The organism is Asticcacaulis sp. W401b (genome assembly GCF_046503825.1).
In the GTDB taxonomy this organism is placed as follows: domain Bacteria; phylum Pseudomonadota; class Alphaproteobacteria; order Caulobacterales; family Caulobacteraceae; genus Asticcacaulis.
This window is the reverse complement of sequence record NZ_JBKFEE010000021.1, coordinates 1-20,296: the sequence shown is the minus strand read 5'-3', so window position 1 is coordinate 20,296 and position 20,296 is coordinate 1. Positions and strand designations below refer to the sequence as shown.

The following is a 20,296-nucleotide window of genomic DNA, read 5'->3' as shown; positions in this document are numbered from 1 at the left end:
CTAATGATCCGTTCAAATCCCTCAAAGTCGTCCTCTAACCCTGTAACACTTGTTCCTGAGTCTCGTCGAATGTCGTTTATCCCAGACCTGTTCGGGCCAAAGGATTTTTTTGTCGGCGAGCAACTCCTCTATAGCCTGATGGACCAGCTAAGCCCGGACGATTACGGCGGCGGCCTGTGGGAATTTTATGAGCGCAATGGGGTGCCTCTGTTCATGGCACCTACAGGCAGGGTCACCTATCGTTTGTCTTGGCATGGCAATGGTTTCGAGGGTGAGGTCTCCGCTGAGGTAGCCGGCATCATAGCGACCCTCTTCGCGCTTTCCCATCTTTCGTTCAGCTCGCCGACGCAAGCCATTACTGACAGCTATTGTCGCCTGTTCGACTACGCGGCCGAACATACTGAAGCGCCGGTGATCTTTCGTGCCATCGACTGAGTTGGTTTTGGTATCCGGGAATGAGCAGCGCGACTGTGAAAGACCGCTGTCGCGCAGCTAAGCCCCTCGCGTCTTACAAAACCAGGCACGCGCCTGCTGTCCACTAGTAGCGGAGGAATACCGACTTCGGTGACAAAGGCTGATCCTGCGGCAAATACGGATTCAGCCAGGTAGAACCTGTATCGATACAAGCGCCCAGCCATTTGGTTGGGCGCTTTTTTTTGTCTCGTGATGAGAGGCAAAGAGGCCGCGGAGGGGGATGAATGCGACCGCTCCGGGAGAGGACGGCGAATTCAGCCTTTCCACACACCGAGGGTCTTCCGATGAACTTTATCACACCCGCCAGCGGTTTTAGCCCTACGGCCTCAGTCGCGCCCACCCTTACTGCGCACCAGATCGCCATGCGCTGTATGGATGCGGCGTTTTTAATGGGTTCTAACCGCATCGAGTTATCCAGCTTCGATGACAGCCAGACTGAGCGTCTGAAGGCCATAGGCCTCTTCCATGAAATTATCAGCTGGAAGCTGCGCTTCTTCGTGCCTGTGTCAATTGACGGCGTCGCCGTCCTCCGTTCGATTCTGAAATTCTGGCCCATCGAACGGGTCATGGAAAAGGAGGGGCGCTGATGGTGGCGCCGGATGCGAGACAAATCGCGGCGATGCTGGCAGATCGCGCGCTGGCAGTTTGTCGGACCTACCTGCCTAATGGCGTAAGGGAGGGTAATTACTGGATGGTCGGAGACCCCACCGGTACCCCTGGTCGATCGACACATGTGCGTCTGACCGGCCCGGTCTCTGGTAAGGGGGCGGCTGGGCGCTGGGCTGACGAGGCTACCGGCGAGTACGGCAATCTGCTCGATATTATCCGGCTGTCCTGCGGCCTACTTACTTTTCCAGAGGTGCTGGCAGAGGCCGCGCGCTTTTTGAGTCTCCCCAAAATGGCTGCGTTCGAAAGCGCGGGCCGCAGACGAAGAGTTGATACCCCAGAAGTGGGGCGGGCATTTGCCCAGCGGCTGTTCACCTCAAGTCGCGCTTTCGAAGGGTCGCTGGCCGAAACCTATCTCCGCTCCCGCTCGATAGAGCCGCAGGCCGATTTTGGCGCGCTGCGTTTTGCGCCGCGCTGTTTCCACAGCACGGATGCCGCCGGACGGCCTGTTTTCTGGCCCGCCCTGATCGCGAGGGTAACCGATCTTGGCGACGAGCTGACGGGTATTTCACGCACCTACCTGTCTCACGGCGGGGACAGAAAAGCTCCGGTCGATCCGCCCCGAAGGGCCAGGGGTGACTTGTTTGGTCACGGTATTCGTTTCGGTAAAGTACAGGATGTCCTCGCAGCCGGCGAGGGGCTTGAGACCACTTTGTCCTTGCGCGCGGTGCTGCCCACTATTCCGCTTGTGGCCGCAAGCAGCGCCAACCATCTGGCGGGCCTGATCTTCCCACCCTCTTTACGTCGCCTCATCATTATCTGCGACAATGACCAGGCTGGGCATGCAGCGGTTGGCGCTCTTGGAGTGCGGGGGGCGTCAGCAGGTCTCGAGGTTGGTGTACTGATGCCGGAGCACGACGACCTGAACAGTGATCTGATGCATCTCGGCAAGGCAAGGATGCTTGAAACAGTGGGGCGGCAATTGGGACCGGCCCTATTCGACCGGTTCGCGTGACAAGCTTGCCCCTCTGCTTTCACATTGAGGTCTAGATGGCTTTGGTGGCATCAAATTTCGAAGGGCTGACGTCCTTTTTGTGCGAAATCACCGGCGCAGTCTCATCAACCGTGTTTCGGCCATGCAAACACGCCGTAAACATTCGCAAGCGTTAAACCCGCGCATAAACTGAAGGTCGATGCGGTCGGCATGGTCGGGTGACCGAACAGGCACCTTAGCCAGTTTCGCGCAGACGGGATGCAATCTGTTTCTGGGAGGCAGCGCTTACGCCGTGCGTCTTCGCAAGGTGCGGCCATTCCGACAGTGCGTGTCGGGTTTGGTCGATAATGGCCTGTGCTGCGGCCGGAGTGAGGGCGGCTTCCCTCGCAAGCTCGCGCAGGTGCTCGGTTCCTGGCGCTTTACCTTCTCCTTTGACCATCGTGCTCTGCTCGCCGCCAGGTCCGGAAGAGAAGGTTAGGTCATAGGCGGGCGAGAGGGACCAGTTACCTATTGGGTCCATCAGGTAGGTGAAGTTCTTTGAGTGATCATCTCGGTTATGGGCGAGCACATTGAACACGCAGAGGCGGTACATCTTCTCAACTTCTCGTACATCGCGCGTAAGACGGTAGGTCAGTGCAATCAGGTCTTCATAGTCGAGGCTCGGCGTGCGGTGATCCGCATGAAGAAGCCCCGACGCCGTGTGCGCATGAATGCGCTTGCCGCCTTCGCGATCAAAACGGCGGGTAGCGAAAAAACCGGATCCGTTCTTCGCTGGAAAGAGATGGGTCTCGGTCATCGGAACCCCGGCGGCGCGCGCCATCAGAGCGTATACATATTCGATTGCGCCAGCATCTCTCCCATCCTGCGCGTTCGGGAATTTGACCAGCCAGTGCTCAAAGTCTTCCGGCAACTCGGTTTGCCCGTGCGCCATCACACCAGTAGTCGGATTGAAGCCGATCATCGCTTTTGGTCGCGCGCCTGCCGACGAGCCGTTTAGCGCCATCAATTCCGTTATGACCTCATCAGCCTGGCCATAGAGGACCTCAAGCGCTTGGTCGGCCAGCCAGTCAAGGTCGATCTCGGGACGGGCGGTGTCTGTTTCGAAGGCCGGTTCGTAGATGAGCGCGCCCATACCGCCGATGCCCACGTGCGCAAGCCGATCGAGCGGGCTTGCCTGCGAGGGTGTCAGCCCTCGCGCGCGCAGGGCGCGGTCAAAGAGCAGTCGCCCCCAGCCATCGGGCAGGCTATCGTTGAAGGCCCCGGGAAGGCCATCGAAGAGGGTGGCATCGAAACTTCTGAGGCCTGGCCGAAGGGGTAGGCGGAATGGGGATATCTCCACGCCGCGTTCGATGAAGCTGCGCTCATACTCGAAAAATGTAATTCGGTCCCGTATGGCCAGGCGCCCGACACTTTGCGCGCCGTCTCCGAAATCCACACCGACCGCAATTGTGTTTATGGGCGTAAAGTTCATGAGCGCCACCCGGTCTTGCGTTTGGGCCTGATGCCCCCCTTTATGACTTCGTCGATTGAACTGAACTCGGTTTCAGCGGGCCTTGCAGCCTCGATAACCTCGTCAAGCCCACCCACGACGGCCAGCAGTTTGAGCAAGACCTCGATAGAAGCGATTCCCGTTCTTTCGAACTTGCGCAAGGTCGCGAGCGATACACCTGAGCGCGCGGCGAGCCCGACCTGGGTAAGTCCCACGGCGAGCCGGCGCGAGCGCAGGTGTTCTGCGAGCTGGGTTTGCGCTTTAGCTGGAGTAATAAGTGATATCATAATAACGATATATGCCATTAGTCCGGCAAAAATGATACCTCGATATCACTATAGATGCGAGTTTCAGAGGAAAAAGTCGGTTAGATGTCCCACTGATCCGGTGTTTGCGTTCCGCGAACAGGAGTCCTCCCTATCGGTTTGCGACGAACGCAAAGCTTTCAGCCTATAACCCTGGTGGCGACCTGCTGTCTAAGGCCGCTGACAGCGCTTTCTGACATGGCCTCGTAGGATTTCCTGCCGCCGTCTTCATGTAAGAGCCGAGTCAGCGTTCCATGTTCCCATTTTTTGCCAATGCAGCCGGGGATCCGGCCTCTTTGCGCATGGTTCCAGGTCGGCGGACCATTGGACCTGGTTTCTACGTAGAAGCCCCATAGCCAAAGGGGCGGCCCTGCCTGACCCGTCCATCGGGGCCATATCGTGTTCTTTGGCCAGGCGTGCTCTTCGGGGCCTGCGCCACGGCCTTCTTCAGAGGTCGAGGTAAACCAGCCTTCGGCCGCCGCAAGGCCACAGGCCTCTTGGCGTTGCTCGCCGGCGCGAGCGCCGGTGCTTGCGGCCGAAGGCTGGTTTGCCCTCGCCTTGAAGGCCGCGACGGCGCGGTCTCAACAGCGAAGGAGCCACGCTATGTCCCATCAGTACCCCGAATTCGAACCGGGCTATGCCATGTCATCCACCGACCACTATCTGACTGAGCTGGAGCTTTACGGCTACCGCCCGAGCCTCGAAGAACCTGACCCACGTCCTCTGCCGGAAGACCATCAGGTCGAAGGTGCGGTCCTCGAGATCATGGACGCCCTGGTGGGGACTCTGGACGATACCGCGCTGGAGCCCGACCTCGAAGACCTGCTCTGGGGGGCAGTCAACCTTTTCCATCGTGCGGCTGATCGTCTGAACCGCGAACTCGACGCCAATGAAGTTGCACAGCGCCGCGGCCAGGACGAGCAGGACGGCTCAGAGGTGCGCGCAGTTGAACTGGAACGTCTCATCGTCGCGGGGAGGGGGCTTATCGCTCGTCGGGACGTGCTCGAAGCTATGCGCGACCAGGCCGCCGACCTCTACCAGTCCTATACGCGCAGCCCCTGGCGCGCCCGGTCAGGCTCGCAGGTCAATCACCGTGCACAGACCTCGGCCATGATCGACAGCCGGGATTTTCTGGCGGCAAAGCGCAAGGCCTCAAACGATGTCCTGGTGCCGACTGGTCCGAAGGTGCTCTTTACCGGTGGCCTCGACTGTCAGGACTATCAGCTGATCTGGGCGCGACTCGACAAGGTCCACGCCCAGTATCCCGACATGGTGCTCGTGCACGGCGGTTCGCCCAAGGGAGCCGAGCTGATCGCTGCGAAATGGGCCAATGCCCGCAACGTTCCTCAGATCGCCTTCAAGCCCGACTGGAACAAGCATGGCAAGTCAGCGCCGTTCAAGCGCAATGACGCCATGCTTGATGTGCTGCCGATCGGGGTGATCGTGGTCGATGGCGGTTCGGGTATCCAGGAGAACCTTGCCGACAAGGCTCGTGGCAAGGGCATCCGCGTCATGCGTATCGGAGGGGGCACCTGACGCGCTACCCCGGTTTAATCCGGCCGACAAAAAGCATTTCTCTGGGTTTGCTCAAACAGAGAGTTGGTGCGGAGGTGGTCGTGTTTTTCTGTTTGTAAGCCCTTGAGGCTGCGTCATCCGGCTCTTTGGTCCTGATCGTACTTTGAGGCACCAAACTCAGGCGTGGGCGCGTCATCAGGCACAGCGTCTCCGTCTATCCGGGAATTGTTACCGACGGTCCGTGCCCGGGTGATGATTTCAGCCGCAAAGACGTTGAGCATATCCCCTGGACCGGCGGGCATCGCCGCGACCTCAGCAAGGGCAACTGGTAATTCGGCCAGAATGCGATCGGTGATTTGTCCAACCCGGCGCACGGTGGCCGTCGCCGACAGACCGCACGCCTCGGCCATACGTCGCCAGTGGCGCCCATAGATGTGGCGACCACGTCGCTGGCCACCGACATCCTGGGCATGATTTTGGGTGATGTTCGGCCAGGCCAAACCGGACATGAGGTCGTAGAGGGGAGCAAGTTCGGCTCCACCGGGTGTGAGGAGGATGGCGTAGTTTTTCGCGTGCGAATCGACGTTGCCAATGGCGATGTTGAAGATTACGGCGTCGAGTAGACGCGTGATGTCGCGCGCAGTCATGTGCGTACGGACGAGCCCGAACATATCGGCGAGTGTAGGGCCGCGGATACCCGATCTGTTGTGTTCGTACTTTGCGGCAGGCGGCTTGGAAAGCGCCTGGCAGAAATCTTCCTGATGCAAGCGCCGAGACTGAACGCCGTCATGTATCCGGTCGTAGCGATCTATAAGAAGGTAGGAACGCGCACCCGCCACGCCCGTTGTCACGGGCGCGACCGGGAGGCCGCACCTGCGGGCGAGGACCATGCAAAAAGCCTCGTTTTGCACGCTGCTATAGAGCCTGGGGTTATCAGGTTTCAGTATATGAAGGGACGGTGCGCCGTTTATTGGCACGCATAGTTGACCGTCGATCAGGGCGAGGGGCAACTTTTCTTGAGCGCCGGCAAGGCTCATCGACACCCCGTCGTCCCCCACGAGAAAGGGTTTGGCGGGCAGGTCGGAGATTATTCGCTCAAGATCGGCCTCGTTGTCGATCGGCAGGTACGCTGGTTCCCCGCCGCTTGGCGCGTCTACGATGGTGAGAGCGCCAGCAAGATCACGGCCAGCCTGCGCGATCAGGCCCATAATGTCTTCGGTGGCGACACCCAGGGCACGGGTCATTGCCCGCAGGGGCTCACCTTCGGGCAGGAGGTTCATCAGCCAGGGCATGACGGTCTCTGGCCCTGCGTCGAGAACGGTCAATGGTATCGTCAACGAGATTGGAAACGCCTCACGTGACCGGCGCCAATCTTCGTCGTAAAGAATGAACGGGCCGTTGGGTGTGGCTTCTAATGCACCAACCCTGACGCCGTTTGCGGTTATGTTGAGCCTCATGTTGAGGTACCCGGTCTCAAATCAACGGTCGATGTGTCTTCGAGGCGAATGCCGACCGCCTTTGCGGCAGCCAGCGCCTTGCCCAGTTGAGCCGTAGGCTTACCCGCTTCCAGATCAACGATGAAGCGCTCGCCCGTATTGATGGCCAGAGCCAGATCACGCTGGGTGATGCCGAGCGCCTTGCGCGCGCGCGCTACTCGTTGCCCGAATTCCTGTGCGGTTGTAATCATTGTTGCCCTTCCCGATCGGGAAGATATGCCAAAAGCGAGGATTGGGCAACATTCATTCTTACCGATCAGGAAGAAATTGTGAAGTGCCGGTGTTTTACTTTATAAACTTCCCGATCGGGAAGCGCTTCGCATCATCGTGAGGTTGGTCGATGGTGGTTCGGGCATCCTAGAGAACCTTGCCGACATGGCTCGTGGCAAGAGTATCTGCGTTTCATGATATGATGCGTGATGTTTGATGTCGTCCGAGAAGGCCGCAGGCGCACCACTCTTACAATCGATAATGATGTGCTGAATGCGGCGAAGGCAGAAACGTAGCATAGGCGAAGTCACCCCGGAATGGGCACACTGGGCCCTCAACAAGCCCATCCCATCCAGCGAACGTAACGGCATAGCGTTGCTGCCGGTAAAAGCGCCTGCGACTGTCGCGACGTTCGAGCTAGTCAATCAGCTGCGTGACGACGAACTGTCACCTACCTGCTCACTCTGGCCCGGTCTCGTGGCGGGCAGTTGGCAATCTTTCACCTCAGGCTTGTCGTCACTAGGGGGCCGGACGTTAAGCGGCATCTTACGTTAATTGCCTCGGCCTGACCGGCGAAATCCGATCGAGACCTTCTCTCTTGTCGTTCACAAACAGTGACAGGGCAACCACACCTTCGCCCCAGGCGGTACTTCTTGTACCTAAATGGGTAAAACCCCCCGATACGAGCGATTTGCCGTCGCAATGTCTCCGCTGACAGGCCGACTGGCTGGCGACGAGACCCTGCGCGTGGCCTTTCCGGTCAGGTCTAACGCGTTCGGCCCCTGTGCCCTCGGCCGCGGAGAGGCGTGAGGCTCAGTGCACCGATTGAGATCCGTCCGCCATCTCGAGGCCTGGCTTTTGTTCCCCGTCTCTATCTTCGCCCTTCGACCCCCCCTTCGGCACGGCATGCACCCGATCTGAATGCTTCCTTCTGGCCCAACCATCGGAAACCGCAAACCCAAGGGTTTCTCGCGATGCTCGGGCTAAAGCCGCGGTTTTCGCTTGGGCCGGGCCCTTACGTTGCATGATCGCGGTGCAGCCGCGCACCCGATGGGGATGGGCCTCGAGGGTGTTAATCATGGAGACTAAAATGAACAACGTTGTCAATCTCATTGGCCGCCTGGGCGACAATCCGGTCTGCCGCACCCTGAACGACGGCACTCGCGTCGCCAATCTCTCGATCGCTACCGATGACGGCTACAAGGATAGCCGCGGCGAATGGGTCAAGCGTACGAACTGGCATCGCATTACTGTCTGGGGAGAGAAGCGCGTTGACTATATCGAGCAGCACTACGGCAAAGGCGACCTCGTCCAGTTCTCCGGCCGCCTCAGCTACAGTCAGTCTGAGCGTAACGGCACAAAGTACCACAACGCGGAACTGGTCGGTTCGACGTCGCTTCTCACCCAGTTCAAGCGCGAAGCAACCGCGGAGAAAGGCGAAGCGGAACCGACCTCTCAGCCTCGCCAGCCCGAACCGCCGCACGGGCTTGATGACGAAATCCCGTTCTGATCGACTACGTCGCCCTCCGGTGGACGCCGGAGGGCCTTTCGACGCCGATTGTATCCTGTGGGTTGGGGCTTGAACACACATGGAATGGGTGTGCCAGCAGACGCCCCGGCCCGATCTGAGGCAATCCGTTTGTCCTTGGCAGTAACACTGACCGCTCCCCCCTCATCGCATAGCTCGTGCATTGGCTGTCGGGCCCTCTTGAACTGTTGCCGGCGCTTCTGATCTCGTGGCGGCCGACGCCCCGCCAACGAGGGCTTGATTTACCGATATCCTGGCCAGAGGACACGATGCTTCGGGCATCGGTCCCCCGGCCAGCTGCATCCTTGCCTTTGGCTCCGGATGGCCGCCCGCCCGCTATCGCTAGACGCGGTCGCGAGGCTTTCAGCGCGCAATGACTACCCCATCCTATCAGCCACCCCAATGCGTCAACGGGCAGGCCGTTCCCCTTGGCGGCGGGGAACCCGCGCGCCGCGGTGACGTATTGAGGCCCCGGCTGAAGGGGGATCGGGTCATTCACGCACACAGGGAGAGTTATCGTGCAAAAGACCTGTTTCCAGATCATCGACTCTTGCTTCCAGATTCACGGTTACGCCTTTCGCGTCGACACCGCGGGCGGGTACTTTTCTTACGATCCCGGCGAATACAGAATCGCTGAATGCCTGCAAACCCAAACCCTCACGGAACTGAAAAAACTGCACAAGGACCCAGTCCGACTGCAGACGCTGATCGACCAATGCACGGATGAGCTTGGGAGAGCCTATTACATCGATGCGGTTCGATATCGGGTGTGGCGCTTTGGCAATCGTCGTCGGACGAAGCGCCTTCGACAGTTCAGGAAGCAGATCGGACAAGACCTGCCATTCTAGCTGGCGTTCGTCGGCTTTTTGCTGGTCGTCAGCTTACACCTACGTTCTGTTTTCGTGCTCTACCAAAGATTGTGCGCGGGGAATCATATCTTTGAGCAGCTCCGCGTTTCGGATTCCCGGTGCGCAACTCTTGCGATATTCAAAACGAGTTTTTTGACCATTGGAGAGGCGGGTGAAGACGTTGGTGATCGCTAATCAGAAGGGGGGCGTGGGCAAAAGCGCACTCGTCGGTCAGTTCGCCCTCTACGCTGGCAAGTCGGGCCTTAAGGTCCTGGTCGTCGACCTCGACCACCAAGCAAATACGACGAATGCCCTAAGGCGCAACCCCATAGTCAAAGTCCTCGAACAAGCGAGTTCTACACTGATTTCAAACTCAGATTCGGTGCTGAGCCCCCCCAATGTTGCGGTAGCTCTGGTGGGTGCAGACGACAGCCTAGGCGGACTGGAGCGCCGATCCGAACACCACAACAGGTTTGCGACGACCTTTCGCCGGGTTATCGAAACGGCCTCCGGTTTCGACCTTTGCGTCATCGATACCAATCCCAATCCTGACATCCGGTATGCTTGTGCCCTCGTGACTGCTGATTATGTCCTCAGTCCCATTCAACTGACACAGGAGGCCCTGGACGGCATTGGGGGCGTCCTGAACCACCCGCGTTACGGGCTGGCGCGCGTTCGGGAAACTCTCAACCCCAAACTGGTCTTCCTCGGACTGTTACCCAATCTTTTTGAGAAGACCCCGTTTCAAAGGCGAAACCTGGAGCTGATTCTCTCTCGATACGGAAATCGCCTTCTGACCGACGACCGATGCCAGCCACCGCAACCCCTGGCGCTCCCTACCCGTACCGCAATCGCAGAAGCACAGGCGGCGGGCCTTTTTGTGGGTGAAATGACGAAGTCCAGCGCCCGGGACGCCTGGCGCGAAATGAAACCCATTTTCGATACTCTGCTGTATCGGATGGGGCTGTCGGCGCCGTCAAGGTTCCCCAGATGACTGGTATTGATCTTGGCGCTTTGGACGCTTTCGAGGTTTTGTCGAACGGGAGAGGGCAGGGGCGACCTCTGGAGATCGCCGTCGCGCGCATCCGTCCTGACCCCGAACAACCCCGGAAAGCGTTCTCTCAGGAGCGGCTCGATCGCCTTGCGGATAGCATCCGCGAGGCCGGGGTAAAGGTGCCAGTATCCTTGCGGCCTCATCCTGATCTGCCGGAGGTTTTTCTGCTTAACCACGGCGAGCGGCGGTGGCGCGCAGCGCAGGCGGCGGGCCTTACCGTGATACCCGCTTTTGTGGAGGAGGGCTTCACAGACTATGATCAGGTGATTGAGAACCTGCAACGCGAAGACCTGACGCCTATGGAACTGGCGCTTTTCATGGACCGGAAGGTCCATGAGGGGGTAAAGAAAAGCGATATCGCCCGTAAGCTCGGGGTCCATACTGCGGACGTGACCCGACACCTCGCTCTTATTCAGGCCCCGCCGATTCTGGATTCCGTTTACCGATCCGGCCGCTGTACCTCTCCTCTTACCCTATACAATCTGCGTGCCCTCTATGACGCTGCGCCGCGCGTCGTCGAAGCCTGGATTGAGAGTGGTGTCGAGATCACCCGGAGCAGTGTGGATGAACTTAAGTGCCACCTGACGGCTAGCGATGTCGCTGCCTCATTTGATCATGATCAAATATTTAGGCCTGTCGGTGCCGGTCGACCTCGCGTTGTGAGGCCGGCAGGGTCTGGTCAACGGCGAGGTACAGCCGCGGCTCTGCCTTTGCTTCATGTCGCTATAGCTGGTCGCTCTGCTCTGGTCTGTCTTGATCGTCATCCTTCCAGTGATGCCACCATCTTCGTGCAATGGGTGGATACTGGGGCTGTGGATGAGGTGGCGGCGGGTGACTGTCGCGTGGTCAGCTTGAGTTTGCCGCTTAAGGCGCCGAGCCCTTCCTCCAGCGTGTCTAGGCCGCAAAGGATAGTGCCACCGGACCCCGAATTACCTCCTGAATTCGCTGAGCAGGAGGGGTGAGAAGATGGTGTGGCAGGATAGGCCGATGGCCGTTTGTGTAAGACAATTGTAGGTGAGGGCAGTCCTTGGAAAATCAAAATCCACAGCACAAGCGACGCACCACAACCCTGACCGTCGATCTTAAAGAACTCAAAGCGCCCTGGCTCGCCTGGTGCGAGGCGCGAGACATCACCCCCTCCGAAGGTGTTCGCCAGGCCCTGCAGCATGTCCTCTCACCAGAAGAGAACAATTCCGCTCCTCTGACGGTAAAAGAGGCCAAGTCCCTCAGGGGCGATCTCAAGCGCCTTGCCTTCAGCGTAAGCGCGACAGACTACGATCGGGTGGCAAGCCTGGCCGCGCGGGAAGGTATGAGCGTCGCTCGCTGGATTGGCAGACTGTTGAAGGTTCACCTGACCGGAGAGGCACAACTTAATGATCAGGAACTGCAGGCCATGCTGGCGTCAAACCGTTCGATACTTGCACTCGGCCGGGGCATCAATCAGATCGCACGTCGAATGAACAGTCACTCTGGTGCGCCACCGTGGGATCTGGCCAGCATCCGAGCGGTCCAAGCAGAAATAGAAGCGCACAGAGGACAAATAAGACGTGTTCTTGACGCCAATTGCGAGCGGTGGCGCCGATGACCCTTCGGAAGTCTGATGTCGACGCCTTTCTGATCGATTGGGAGGAGGGCGAGTACCGCGCGGAGGTCAAAACCCTGGCGCTACGCTCCCGAAGCCTCTCTTTTGCAGAGGTCGGGCCCGTTGCGGTATCCGTCTCGAAAAAGGCTCAGATTATACGGGATCGGCTTAGCCGAACTGTTAAGCGCGTTCCGGAGGTCGTTGTGAAGATATCTAACAATCCGTGTCATGGCATGAGACAGATTCGTCAGTATGTGGGCTACATCAGTCGGCGAGGCCTGCTTGAAATTGAAGACCAAAACGGTGACCCGATCCAAGGTAAGAGGGAACAGGGTGATTTACTGGAGGAATGGCGACACAATGGTCTGGACGTTCTGCCTGAATCGCATGCCCGCCGCGAGACGCTGAACCTGATCCTTTCTATGCCCGCTCTCACTGACGAGGTTGCTTTGAAGCGCGCGGTTCGTACGTTCGCGGCGACCGAATTCAGCGAGCATAGCTACGTCTTCGCCTACCATACGCCCTCGACTGACCCGGACCCTGAGCCTCCCGCTCACCCCCACGTCCATCTGGTCGTGAAGATGGAGGACTTTAAGGGGCGAAGGCTCAATCCGCGGAAAGCAGATCTGCGTCGCTGGCGCGAGACCTTCGCTGAAGCGCTTCGGGCCAATGGTATTGAGGCGAATGCGACAAGCCGTCTAGCCCGCATACAACACCAGCGGCCTGAGCGACGCGCATGGCCATCGTTTGCCAGCAGCGACCGCACGACAGGCTCTGAATATACTGAACCGACGGCCCGTGCCCGAGTGCTCGAGGAAAAGCGATTGAGTTACTATTATGCGCTGGGCAGAGCCCTGGGCGAGTCCGAACTGAAATCGGACCGTGATCTCGCCGGGCAAGTCGTTCAGTTTATTCAAGAGAGCTTATCGCGCCAGGGACGGCCTCGCCGGTCTGATCCGTCCCCGGAGTCTGGCGTAAACATGGATCGGTAATAAGATGCCGTATATGCGAACAGACAAGATTGGAAACATAGGTCCTTATCCGGTCGGCAGGTTCTCTATCCCGGAAGGGTTTCTAAGATTATTCGGAAAGGATTATTACCATGGCATCAGACGAAGAGCGTATTCACCCAGTCGACCGGCACGTCGGAGGGCGGGTGCGTATGCGCAGAAAATTTGTGGGCAAGAGCCAAGCCGACATGGCAGACAGTATTGGTCTTACGTTTCAGCAGGTGCAGAAGTATGAGCGCGGCGCAAACCGAATTAGCGCTTCAAAACTGTTTGAGATTTCGTGCTTTCTAAAGGTGCCTGTCGGTTATTTCTATGAGGGCCTCGGGGAGGAAGGGCAAGCCGGGTTTTCAGAGTCGACAACGGAGCAGCTTATACATGGGTTTCTGATGTCAACGGAGGGCATTGAACTGGCCGAAGTCTTTCCCCGCGTCCGTAATCTCAAACACCGTAAACGAATCCTCGATCTGGTGCGCGCACTCGCAGAAGAGGATGATTAGGCACGAAAGCTTCGCGGCCTCAGGGCTCCCCGGCCCCGTCGTGGTGGTGATGGTGCTTATCGCTGAGCTTACGCAGGAGTTCCGCCTCCAGGGCGGCGACGCCTAAAGCCAGCGCGAGGTAGATTCCGCCGACCAGTCCAAGCACGGAGACAAAGGAGAATAGGCCCGCTGAGTGGGCAAAGGGTCTGGCGAGGTGACACAAAACCGCGGATAAGGCAGAGCCTGCGGCGAAGAGCGTCCAGTAACGCCGCGAGAAGTGCGAGATTATGATCAGCAATATGGTCACTACGGCATCGGCGCAGAAGGTTGCAACTCCAGGATCAAACCCCGTTTGCAACAGCGGGTTGATTGCCCAGGCCACCCAGATGATAAGGGTGGCCGAGCGTTCCGCCCAGCCACCCCGCCACATTGCAAGACCGCCCATCAGGCTCACAAGAGCATAGCCTGTTGCGACCCAAACCCTACTTAAACAGCGCAGGCGGAACATGCGGTGAACATTTCGCGTAAGTGGTTGTATTTATTGAGCCGCGTTTTGGCCCCGTCATAATGTGTAGTGAAAACATATTTTCATCAATGCCCTTATTTGTATTGATTTCCGGCGATTCTCAGGTGACAACGGAATCATGTTTGTCGTTGAAAAGGTCGCCCGCGGGCATCGATATCTCTATCTCGCGGAGACCTACCGCGAGAATGGCAAGGTGCGTCAGCGTCTAATTCGCCCCCTTGGACGCAAAGACCAGTTACTGCTGTCAGGCGATCTCGATCGCCTGATCGCGTCCATGGCTCAACATTCGGACCGTAACCTTGTCTTATCCGAGATCGATAACGGTGAGTTGGCTTCGACGCGCATCGGCGGCCCATTGTTATTCGGCCGGTTGTGGGAGCGCCTGGGCATTGGCGACGTCCTTCGCGACCAACTGGCCAAACGCGCCTTTGAGTTCGCCGTTGAACGTGCCGTGTTCGTCAGTGTTCTGCACCGCCTGTTCGTCTCCGGTTCGGATCGGTCCTGCGAGAAGTGGATGAGCGACTACAAGATCGACGGCATAGACGGCCTGCAACTGCATCACCTCTATCGTGCGGTGGCGTGGTTGGGGGAAGAGATCGAGGAAAAGGCGGAGGGAGCCCTGGCACCACGCTGTGTGAAGGACGTGATCGAGGAGACCCTGTTCGATCGACGCCGCGATCTGTTTACAGATCTGTCCCTGGTCTTCATGGATACGACGACCCTGTCCTTCTATGGCGAAGGCGGCGACAGCCTCGGCGCGCATGGCCATTCCAAGGATTATCGCCCCGATCTGAAGCAGGTGGTTCTGGCCGTGGTCATCGATGGCACTGGCCGTCCGATCTGTTCGGAGATGATGCCTGGCAATACCGCCGACAGCACCGTGCTCCTTCCGATCGTCGACCGGTTGCAAAAGCGCTTCGGCATTGGACGTGTCTGTGTGGTAGCCGATCGCGGCATGATCTCGAAGGCGACCATTGCCGCCCTGGAGGCGCGCAAGCTCGAATATATCCTGGGGGCGCGCGAGCGCTCAAGCAAGATCGTGCGCGATACGGTGATGGACGACACCCAGCCCTTTGTCCCCCTGCTGATCGAACGCACTCAGGGCGAGACACAACTGTTTATCAAGGAGGTCATGGCTGAAGGCGAGCGCTACATCGTCTGTCGCAATGAGGCTGAAGCCGAGAAGGACCGGATGGATCGCCAAGCGATCGTCGAGGGCCTGCAGACCCAGTTGAAGCGCGGGGACAAGGCCCTGGTCGGCAACAAGGGCTATCGCCGATACCTGAAGGTCACTGACCGCGGCGATGATAAGCCGGCCTTCGAGATCGATGCCGGCAAGCTTGCAGAGGAGGCCCGTTATGACGGCATCTTCGTCCTGCGCACCAATACCAAGATTAATCCGCTGCTGGCCGTCCTGCGCTATCGTGACCTTCTGAAGGTCGAGGAACTGTTCCGCCGCGCCAAGGCGGTCATGAAAACCCGGCCGATCTATCACTCATCCGACGAAGCTATCCGCGGGCACATCTTCTGTTCCTTCCTGGCTCTGCTGCTGCAGAAGGAACTGGCGGACCTCTGCGCCGCAAAGGGCGTGAAGCTCGAATGGCAGGACCTGCTACGCGATCTTGATCGCCTTCAGGAGGCCACCATCGAAAAGGATGGCAAGCGTATCACCGGCCGCACCAGCGTTCGGGGCCAGGTCGGAACCATCTTCCAGGCGGCCGGCATTGCACTGCCCCCGAACCTGAAATCTGAGGCCGCCTGACACAGCCTCCGCAAACCCTTAAAATGTAGTGCAAACACCGAAATCAGTGCCAATATCCCATTGTTTATACAAATCTTTCCCAAAAACGGTGTTTAAGTAGGGCCAAAGGACGTGAAGTTCGCGCATTGGTCAGCTACCCGGCAGTTGGGAGGCCATCGCGCTGCGCCTGCGCAGGAAGGCGACCCTGGATGGGTTTGTCCTGATTGTTGCCAATAGCGACTGTCTTACAGCCAAGCTGGGTTCTGACCGCGTCCAGCGAGGTATGGGCGCGAGACATGGCTTTCCGGGCGCCGTTCAGAAGCGTCGTTGTCTCCACGATAGCGTCCATTGCGTCTGCCCCGTAAGCCAGAGACAGGTTGTTGCCGACCCGAAGACGCGTCAGTCGGGAAATAAGCTCGCCGACTTCGCCAAGCGCCTGATCGACGGCGTCTTCGGTTTGAAGGAGTTGTTCGCCTCCGGAAAGGACGATTTCAGAACGTTTCATGTGCTTCTCCATAGGAATGCCGACTGCGGCGGCGCTGATGTCCAGCCAGACTGCAACCGTTATCCGGTCTGGCCGCTGAAGCTTTGAACAACGTGGAGCAACCCAATAAGACAGGTGACCGCCAGGGTGGTAACAAGTATGATCCCCACGGACGCCATGAAAATGGCGAGCAGGAGCCCTGGGAAAGTCAGTCGTCTGATCCATCCGGCGGAGTCCGATCCTGAGTTAACCAAGAAATCAAGCAAATGACCTGATAAGGAGTTTGCTGTGGTGTCTTGAAGCTCAATTGCCGAATTTTCGATACCGACGTTTTGACGATGTCTTTCTTTTCTGGATTGCACAACTGTATCAGTTTGTTCTCCAGATCTGTCCATCTGATCATTAAGTATTGGGTTGTCAGGATGTTCTCGTGCTTCATGCTTTGAGTTTGAATCCTGATGATCGGAAGCGTCTATCCCCGCTGAAGTAGGTAATACTTTTGGTATGAGGTCCGTTGTCCGTTTGTATTCCTGATAGATAGCAAGGGCCTCGCGCATATTTTCCACTTTGAAGCGGCGGCGGATTTCAGTGGCATGCGTCTTCACCGTGTTAGGGCTGATCCCCAGAGCCCGCGCGATTTGCTTCTGGCTCCGGTGGCGCGATGCCAGCTCCAGAATTTCTCTGTGTCGATCAGTGAGGGCGTGCCCGAAAAACGATGTTTCATCGCTTGTCCTGTCCGTTTTCACGCTCCAATTCCCGATAAAAAAAGCAATCCCCATGCGGTAATTTAACACAGGAATTTCTTTGCTCGTCTACCGGATTTATTGAGGAGTTCCGGCTTTCTCAGAAAACGATGATCGGAGATTTGTGTGGCTTGGGCCTGGCCGATGTCTTGAATTCAAACGATCCGGTGGCGGACGATTCCTCATTTGGCATGCCGCCTTGCTATTTTGTGCGCCCACCTTTGCCCTGTCGGAGGGGCAGAGGCGGAGATCGGCTTCGTGCGATAATGATCTTTTTACAGATCAAAATAAATCAAATGATCCACAGTGAGTGATCGCAGGGGCCTCGCGGATCGGGTGCGGCTGGGTCTTGAATTACGTCCCAAGCTGAAAGAAAACGTCTATCTGGTTGCTGCTAAAGGTGACGCCAGCGCATCCGCCGAAGTTGCGATGTTGTACTGGAGCTTTCCTAAGTGATGACCGGCCTCAGGGCAGGCTATACCATGTCGATCGCCCACCGCCGTTGCGCACAAGAAGGCCTTTGGTGACAAGCGACGTGAAAGTCGCTTTAAGGGTATTGGCACTGGCGCCGTGTTCACGGACCATATCGGCAGTCGTTACACGGCCATGGTCGCGGACGTAGTCAAGGATGTTGATTGCCAGCTCTGGCAGCACCGATAGAGCCGTCTTTTCGCGCTCCATCTTCGTCGCGAGCCGGCGCACCTGCTGCTGAAGAGCTCGCAGAAAAAAACGGACCCAGGGTTGCCAGTCAGGGGCGTCAGTCCTGATTGTGCTCTGGGTTTGACGCAGGGCCAAGTAATAGGCGTCCTCGCTGTTTTCGATGATGTTTTCGAGCGAGGAATAGGGCGCATAGGCGTAGCCTGCCTGCAGCAGCAACAGCGTGGTAAGCACACGGCTAAGACGCCCGTTGCCGTCCTGAAAGGGATGTATCTCCAGAAAAACAACCGCGAAGACGGCAATGATCAGCAGAGGGTGAGTTGCGCGAACTTCACGGGCCTTGTTCAGCCATTCGATCAGTTCCTGCATACGGCGCGGCGTATCGAACGGTGTCGCTGTCTCAAAGACGATCCCGATCATGTTCGCGTCGGCGTCAAATGCTCCGACATCATTGCGAAGGGTCTTGTACTCGCCCCGATGGCGTTCGTCCTTCTCACTGTAGCGCAGGAGATCACGATGAAGCTGCTTGAGGTGGTTCTCAGTGATCGGTATGTCTGCCCAGGCGTTAAACACCGTCTCCATCACGTGCGCATAGCCCGCCACTTCCTGTTCATCGCGGCTGCTGAACTTGCGGACTTCAAGATTGGCAAGTAAGCGCTCTACCTCGCGGTCACTCAACCGGCTGCCCTCAATCCGCGTTGACGAACCGATGCTCTCAATCGTCGCTATATGGCGAAGCGCCCGTAGACGTTCCGGCGCCAGCGTCCCAAGTGCGCGCCATGCTCCCTTGAACTCGTCGATTTCCGACAAGAGAACGAGTATATCCGGGGTGGCCTGTAGGGTATCTGTGTTCAGCATACCAGATACATACCGGAATGTACCGGAATAATCACCCGAAAACGTACCGGAATATACCGGAATGGAATGATTCCGTCTTGTAGAGGGGCATTAATGCCCCTCCGCTCAGGTGCCCCCTCCTATCCGATGGTGTAGATCGGCGTCCAAACCGGGGCCTCCCAATCCAGCTTCAACCCCTTGATTTATAATGGTCAACTCTCGACGCGCGGGTTCCCGATAGGCGCCGGTCGGGACCCAGCCATTTTATATAACTCTATCAATATCAAATGGGGTCCCACTTTGGACGCCGATCTACACCATCAAGGTCGATACGGATTGGATATCGGTAAATTAGGCGCTCAGATCATATTCCTGAACCAGTCGATCGGCCGGAATATGCCAGGCCTTGTTGAGCTTACGGATCATAGCGAGTGTCAGGGGGCGTTTGCGGCGTAGTATTTCTGTCGCACGGCTCTTGCCGATCAGATTGGCCAGATCGGACTGGGTCCTGCCTTCCGCTTCCATGGCGGCCTCAATAGCTTGAACCGGATCGAGGTTCTTTGCGATGGGCCAGCGTCGCTCCTCGTAGTCATGAACGAGGGTGATCATGATGGCGAGTTGGTCATGTTCCGGCGTGCCTTCGGCTGCGTTCCAAAGGCCTTTCATTTCTTCCAGTGCGGAAGCGTGATCGTCATCGTTCTTGATAGGGCGAATGTCCATGGTCAATACCTTCAGAATTGGTCGACGGTCGTTACGTCGATCCGATCATATTCGGCATGTGTGCCGATAAACTTGATCCACCCGGCTTCCAAACCGTAGTGGAAGGAAACGATCAGGCGGTAGTTCCCACCCTGGATCTCGAAACGAACGCGCTCTGCGTTCAAGACCTTGGCCTTCGGAAAGGAGGCCATGACATCATTGCCACTCTTCCAAACCGCGACTGCGGCGATGGAATACCAGTGCTCCAGAGAGGCTTGGCTCGACGGATGCTTGGTCCAATAGGCTACCAGTTTGTTCCGCGCGATGATCCTCATGGAGTTATTATGCCAGTTCCCGTGGCGGGAATCAAGCAAAAGTTCCCACCATGGGAATTGAACGATTGAGTCAGGGTGCAGACCCTGCAACCGGTCTGTAGATCGGCGTCAAAAGTGGAGCCACAGTAATTTCAATAATTGTCTGATTTCAATGGGGTATTTGGGATGCCCCGGGTCCTGATCGGCGCCGATCGGGATCCGGGCATTCAAGAGTTTACTGTCGCAATCAGGCGGTTAAAACGGGATGAAGACGTCCCGGGGTGGACGCCGATCTACAGATTCTGGTCGTAAGCTGATGCAAATGGTGCAGTCCATTGGCAACTTTGAACGCGCAAAGCTTCGCAGTCGAACAGCCGAGGGCCAAGAAGCCGCACGCGCCAGGGGCAATGGCGGAGGCCAGCCATCTAAGCTCTCCCCCGCCCAGCAGCGAGAGATTTTGGACATGCTGAATGCCGGACGCTCGGCCGCCGACCTGGCTCGTTTGTTCCGCGTTCACAGAGCAACCATCAGCCGACTGGCCGCAAAAGCCCTACGCCGCGACAGCGTGGAACGCATCAATGTTCACTAACCGTTCTTCGAGTTGGCCAAAATCACACCGACGTTGTAATTGGGCCGCGTCATAAGGCTAGGGCCCGCGCCAAGTCGTCGTGCTCGAAAGCACTGGCCATGCGATTGATCTCGCCCGAG

General features: G+C 57.8%; 23 protein-coding genes. 12 read left to right on the top strand and 11 right to left on the bottom strand.

Translation table 11 applies throughout. The features are described 5' to 3' along the window. The first annotated feature begins 3 nt into the window (after nt 1-3). From ACK8OE_RS19455 to ACK8OE_RS19445, 3 genes are all read left to right on the top strand, one after another. On the top strand, nt 4-435 hold the full coding sequence (locus ACK8OE_RS19455) for an antirestriction protein (RefSeq protein ID WP_410273983.1): 432 nt from the start codon (nt 4-6) through the stop codon (nt 433-435). A 323-nt stretch (nt 436-758) separates the two neighbouring features. After that, nucleotides 759-1,061: a hypothetical protein gene (locus ACK8OE_RS19450; RefSeq protein WP_410273982.1), complete on the top strand. Its 303-nt coding sequence runs from the start codon at nt 759-761 to the stop codon at nt 1,059-1,061. Then, on the top strand, nt 1,061-2,095 hold the full coding sequence (locus ACK8OE_RS19445) for a toprim domain-containing protein (protein WP_410273981.1): 1,035 nt from the start codon (nt 1,061-1,063) through the stop codon (nt 2,093-2,095). The genes ACK8OE_RS19450 and ACK8OE_RS19445 overlap by 1 nt, the downstream gene beginning before the upstream one ends. A 214-nt stretch (nt 2,096-2,309) precedes the next feature. Here the strand turns inward: ACK8OE_RS19445 and ACK8OE_RS19440 are convergent, their stop codons facing one another. Both ACK8OE_RS19440 and ACK8OE_RS19435 read right to left on the bottom strand, forming a co-directional pair. Beyond that, complete coding sequence (locus ACK8OE_RS19440; protein ID WP_410273980.1) at nt 2,310-3,545, bottom strand: type II toxin-antitoxin system HipA family toxin; 1,236 nt, start codon at nt 3,543-3,545, stop codon at nt 2,310-2,312. After that, entirely contained in the window at nt 3,542-3,868 is a 327-nt protein-coding gene (locus ACK8OE_RS19435; protein ID WP_410273979.1) for a helix-turn-helix domain-containing protein, read from the bottom strand. The genes ACK8OE_RS19440 and ACK8OE_RS19435 overlap by 4 nt, the downstream gene beginning before the upstream one ends. 603 nt (nt 3,869-4,471) lie before the next feature. Here ACK8OE_RS19435 and ACK8OE_RS19430 point away from each other — a divergent pair. Then, the gene (locus ACK8OE_RS19430; protein ID WP_410273978.1) at nt 4,472-5,404 is read left to right on the top strand and encodes a DUF2493 domain-containing protein; all 933 of its coding nucleotides are present in this window, start codon (nt 4,472-4,474) and stop codon (nt 5,402-5,404) included. Nucleotides 5,405-5,517: 113 nt separating this feature from the next. Here ACK8OE_RS19430 and ACK8OE_RS19425 read toward each other — a convergent pair whose 3' ends face one another. Together ACK8OE_RS19425 and ACK8OE_RS19420 are read right to left on the bottom strand one after the other, a co-directional pair. After that, on the bottom strand, nt 5,518-6,840 hold the full coding sequence (locus ACK8OE_RS19425; protein ID WP_410273977.1) for a type II toxin-antitoxin system HipA family toxin: 1,323 nt from the start codon (nt 6,838-6,840) through the stop codon (nt 5,518-5,520). Then, nucleotides 6,837-7,070 (bottom strand): helix-turn-helix domain-containing protein, encoded by a 234-nt coding sequence (locus ACK8OE_RS19420; protein WP_410273976.1) that lies wholly within the window; start codon nt 7,068-7,070, stop codon nt 6,837-6,839. The genes ACK8OE_RS19425 and ACK8OE_RS19420 overlap by 4 nt, the downstream gene beginning before the upstream one ends. A 1,109-nt stretch (nt 7,071-8,179) precedes the next feature. On the opposite strand from ACK8OE_RS19420, the gene ACK8OE_RS19415 reads away from it, so the two are divergent. Then, nucleotides 8,180-8,599 carry a single-stranded DNA-binding protein gene (locus tag ACK8OE_RS19415; RefSeq protein WP_410273975.1) on the top strand — a complete coding sequence of 140 codons (420 nt, stop codon included), beginning with the start codon at nt 8,180-8,182 and terminating at the stop codon, nt 8,597-8,599. Nucleotides 8,600-9,108: 509 nt separating this feature from the next. Here the strand turns inward: ACK8OE_RS19415 and ACK8OE_RS19410 are convergent. Next, entirely contained in the window at nt 9,109-9,450 is a 342-nt protein-coding gene (locus ACK8OE_RS19410) for a hypothetical protein (RefSeq protein ID WP_410273974.1), read from the bottom strand. A 187-nt stretch (nt 9,451-9,637) separates the two neighbouring features. Here ACK8OE_RS19410 and ACK8OE_RS19405 point away from each other — a divergent pair, with 187 nt between their 5' ends. The 5 genes from ACK8OE_RS19405 to ACK8OE_RS19385 all read left to right on the top strand — a co-directional run bounded on the left by ACK8OE_RS19405 (nt 9,638) and on the right by ACK8OE_RS19385 (nt 13,608). Then, nucleotides 9,638-10,459: a ParA family protein gene (locus tag ACK8OE_RS19405; protein ID WP_410273973.1), complete on the top strand. Its 822-nt coding sequence runs from the start codon at nt 9,638-9,640 to the stop codon at nt 10,457-10,459. Further along, nucleotides 10,456-11,481 carry a ParB/RepB/Spo0J family partition protein gene (locus tag ACK8OE_RS19400; protein ID WP_410273972.1) on the top strand — a complete coding sequence of 342 codons (1,026 nt, stop codon included), beginning with the start codon at nt 10,456-10,458 and terminating at the stop codon, nt 11,479-11,481. Before ACK8OE_RS19405 ends, ACK8OE_RS19400 begins: the two co-directional genes overlap by 4 nt. A 65-nt stretch (nt 11,482-11,546) precedes the next feature. After that, complete coding sequence (locus tag ACK8OE_RS19395) at nt 11,547-12,104, top strand: hypothetical protein (protein WP_410273971.1); 558 nt, start codon at nt 11,547-11,549, stop codon at nt 12,102-12,104. After that, nucleotides 12,101-13,093 (top strand): relaxase/mobilization nuclease domain-containing protein, encoded by a 993-nt coding sequence (locus tag ACK8OE_RS19390; RefSeq protein WP_410273970.1) that lies wholly within the window; start codon nt 12,101-12,103, stop codon nt 13,091-13,093. Before ACK8OE_RS19395 ends, ACK8OE_RS19390 begins: the two co-directional genes overlap by 4 nt. Before the next feature lie 110 nt (nt 13,094-13,203). Next, nucleotides 13,204-13,608, top strand: coding sequence for a helix-turn-helix domain-containing protein (locus tag ACK8OE_RS19385; protein ID WP_410273969.1), 405 nt, complete (start codon nt 13,204-13,206; stop codon nt 13,606-13,608). Nucleotides 13,609-13,627: 19 nt separating this feature from the next. Here ACK8OE_RS19385 and ACK8OE_RS19380 read toward each other — a convergent pair whose 3' ends face one another. Then, on the bottom strand, nt 13,628-14,032 hold the full coding sequence (locus ACK8OE_RS19380; protein WP_410273968.1) for a hypothetical protein: 405 nt from the start codon (nt 14,030-14,032) through the stop codon (nt 13,628-13,630). Between the two features lie 199 nt (nt 14,033-14,231). Between ACK8OE_RS19380 and ACK8OE_RS19375 the strand changes: the two genes are divergently transcribed. Continuing rightward, a complete protein-coding gene (locus ACK8OE_RS19375) occupies nt 14,232-15,875 on the top strand; it encodes an IS1634 family transposase (protein WP_410271822.1) in 1,644 nt (547 codons plus the stop codon). 133 nt (nt 15,876-16,008) lie between these two features. Here ACK8OE_RS19375 and ACK8OE_RS19370 read toward each other — a convergent pair whose 3' ends face one another. From ACK8OE_RS19370 to ACK8OE_RS19350, 5 genes are all read right to left on the bottom strand, one after another. Then, nucleotides 16,009-16,359: a hypothetical protein gene (locus ACK8OE_RS19370; RefSeq protein WP_410273967.1), complete on the bottom strand. Its 351-nt coding sequence runs from the start codon at nt 16,357-16,359 to the stop codon at nt 16,009-16,011. A 59-nt stretch (nt 16,360-16,418) separates the two neighbouring features. Then, the gene (locus ACK8OE_RS19365; RefSeq protein WP_410273966.1) at nt 16,419-17,132 is read right to left on the bottom strand and encodes a response regulator transcription factor; all 714 of its coding nucleotides are present in this window, start codon (nt 17,130-17,132) and stop codon (nt 16,419-16,421) included. Between the two features lie 414 nt (nt 17,133-17,546). Beyond that, nucleotides 17,547-18,596, bottom strand: coding sequence for a Fic family protein (locus ACK8OE_RS19360; RefSeq protein WP_410273965.1), 1,050 nt, complete (start codon nt 18,594-18,596; stop codon nt 17,547-17,549). Nucleotides 18,597-18,926: 330 nt separating this feature from the next. After that, a complete protein-coding gene (locus ACK8OE_RS19355) occupies nt 18,927-19,295 on the bottom strand; it encodes a transcriptional regulator (protein ID WP_338736632.1) in 369 nt (122 codons plus the stop codon). An 11-nt stretch (nt 19,296-19,306) separates the two neighbouring features. Then, nucleotides 19,307-19,609, bottom strand: a complete 303-nt coding sequence (locus ACK8OE_RS19350; protein ID WP_410273964.1) for a type II toxin-antitoxin system HigB family toxin — start codon at nt 19,607-19,609, stop codon at nt 19,307-19,309. Between the two features lie 244 nt (nt 19,610-19,853). Between ACK8OE_RS19350 and ACK8OE_RS19345 the strand changes: the two genes are divergently transcribed. Beyond that, a complete protein-coding gene (locus ACK8OE_RS19345) occupies nt 19,854-20,177 on the top strand; it encodes a helix-turn-helix domain-containing protein (RefSeq protein ID WP_410273963.1) in 324 nt (107 codons plus the stop codon). Nucleotides 20,178-20,296 lie beyond the last annotated feature (119 nt).

Excerpts from the sequence above, each read along its gene's own strand:
- ACK8OE_RS19415 (WP_410273975.1), top strand. The coding sequence starts at position 8,180 with ATGAACAACGTTGTCAATCTCATTGGCCGCCTGGGCGACAATCCGGTC.
- ACK8OE_RS19435 (WP_410273979.1), bottom strand. The coding sequence starts at position 3,868 with ATGGCATATATCGTTATTATGATATCACTTATTACTCCAGCTAAAGCG.
- ACK8OE_RS19380 (WP_410273968.1), bottom strand. The coding sequence starts at position 14,032 with ATGGGCGGTCTTGCAATGTGGCGGGGTGGCTGGGCGGAACGCTCGGCC.
- ACK8OE_RS19360 (WP_410273965.1), bottom strand. The coding sequence starts at position 18,596 with ATGCTGAACACAGATACCCTACAGGCCACCCCGGATATACTCGTTCTC.
- ACK8OE_RS19345 (WP_410273963.1), top strand. The coding sequence starts at position 19,854 with ATGAAGACGTCCCGGGGTGGACGCCGATCTACAGATTCTGGTCGTAAG.
- ACK8OE_RS19430 (WP_410273978.1), top strand. The coding sequence starts at position 4,472 with ATGTCCCATCAGTACCCCGAATTCGAACCGGGCTATGCCATGTCATCC.
- ACK8OE_RS19390 (WP_410273970.1), top strand. The coding sequence starts at position 12,101 with ATGACCCTTCGGAAGTCTGATGTCGACGCCTTTCTGATCGATTGGGAG.
- ACK8OE_RS19420 (WP_410273976.1), bottom strand. The coding sequence starts at position 7,070 with ATGATTACAACCGCACAGGAATTCGGGCAACGAGTAGCGCGCGCGCGC.
- ACK8OE_RS19350 (WP_410273964.1), bottom strand. The coding sequence starts at position 19,609 with ATGAGGATCATCGCGCGGAACAAACTGGTAGCCTATTGGACCAAGCAT.
- ACK8OE_RS19375 (WP_410271822.1), top strand. The coding sequence starts at position 14,232 with ATGTTTGTCGTTGAAAAGGTCGCCCGCGGGCATCGATATCTCTATCTC.
- ACK8OE_RS19445 (WP_410273981.1), top strand. The coding sequence starts at position 1,061 with ATGGTGGCGCCGGATGCGAGACAAATCGCGGCGATGCTGGCAGATCGC.
- ACK8OE_RS19440 (WP_410273980.1), bottom strand. The coding sequence starts at position 3,545 with ATGAACTTTACGCCCATAAACACAATTGCGGTCGGTGTGGATTTCGGA.
- ACK8OE_RS19450 (WP_410273982.1), top strand. The coding sequence starts at position 759 with ATGAACTTTATCACACCCGCCAGCGGTTTTAGCCCTACGGCCTCAGTC.
- ACK8OE_RS19400 (WP_410273972.1), top strand. The coding sequence starts at position 10,456 with ATGACTGGTATTGATCTTGGCGCTTTGGACGCTTTCGAGGTTTTGTCG.
- ACK8OE_RS19385 (WP_410273969.1), top strand. The coding sequence starts at position 13,204 with ATGGCATCAGACGAAGAGCGTATTCACCCAGTCGACCGGCACGTCGGA.
- ACK8OE_RS19455 (WP_410273983.1), top strand. The coding sequence starts at position 4 with ATGATCCGTTCAAATCCCTCAAAGTCGTCCTCTAACCCTGTAACACTT.
- ACK8OE_RS19355 (WP_338736632.1), bottom strand. The coding sequence starts at position 19,295 with ATGGACATTCGCCCTATCAAGAACGATGACGATCACGCTTCCGCACTG.
- ACK8OE_RS19370 (WP_410273967.1), bottom strand. The coding sequence starts at position 16,359 with ATGAAACGTTCTGAAATCGTCCTTTCCGGAGGCGAACAACTCCTTCAA.
- ACK8OE_RS19425 (WP_410273977.1), bottom strand. The coding sequence starts at position 6,840 with ATGAGGCTCAACATAACCGCAAACGGCGTCAGGGTTGGTGCATTAGAA.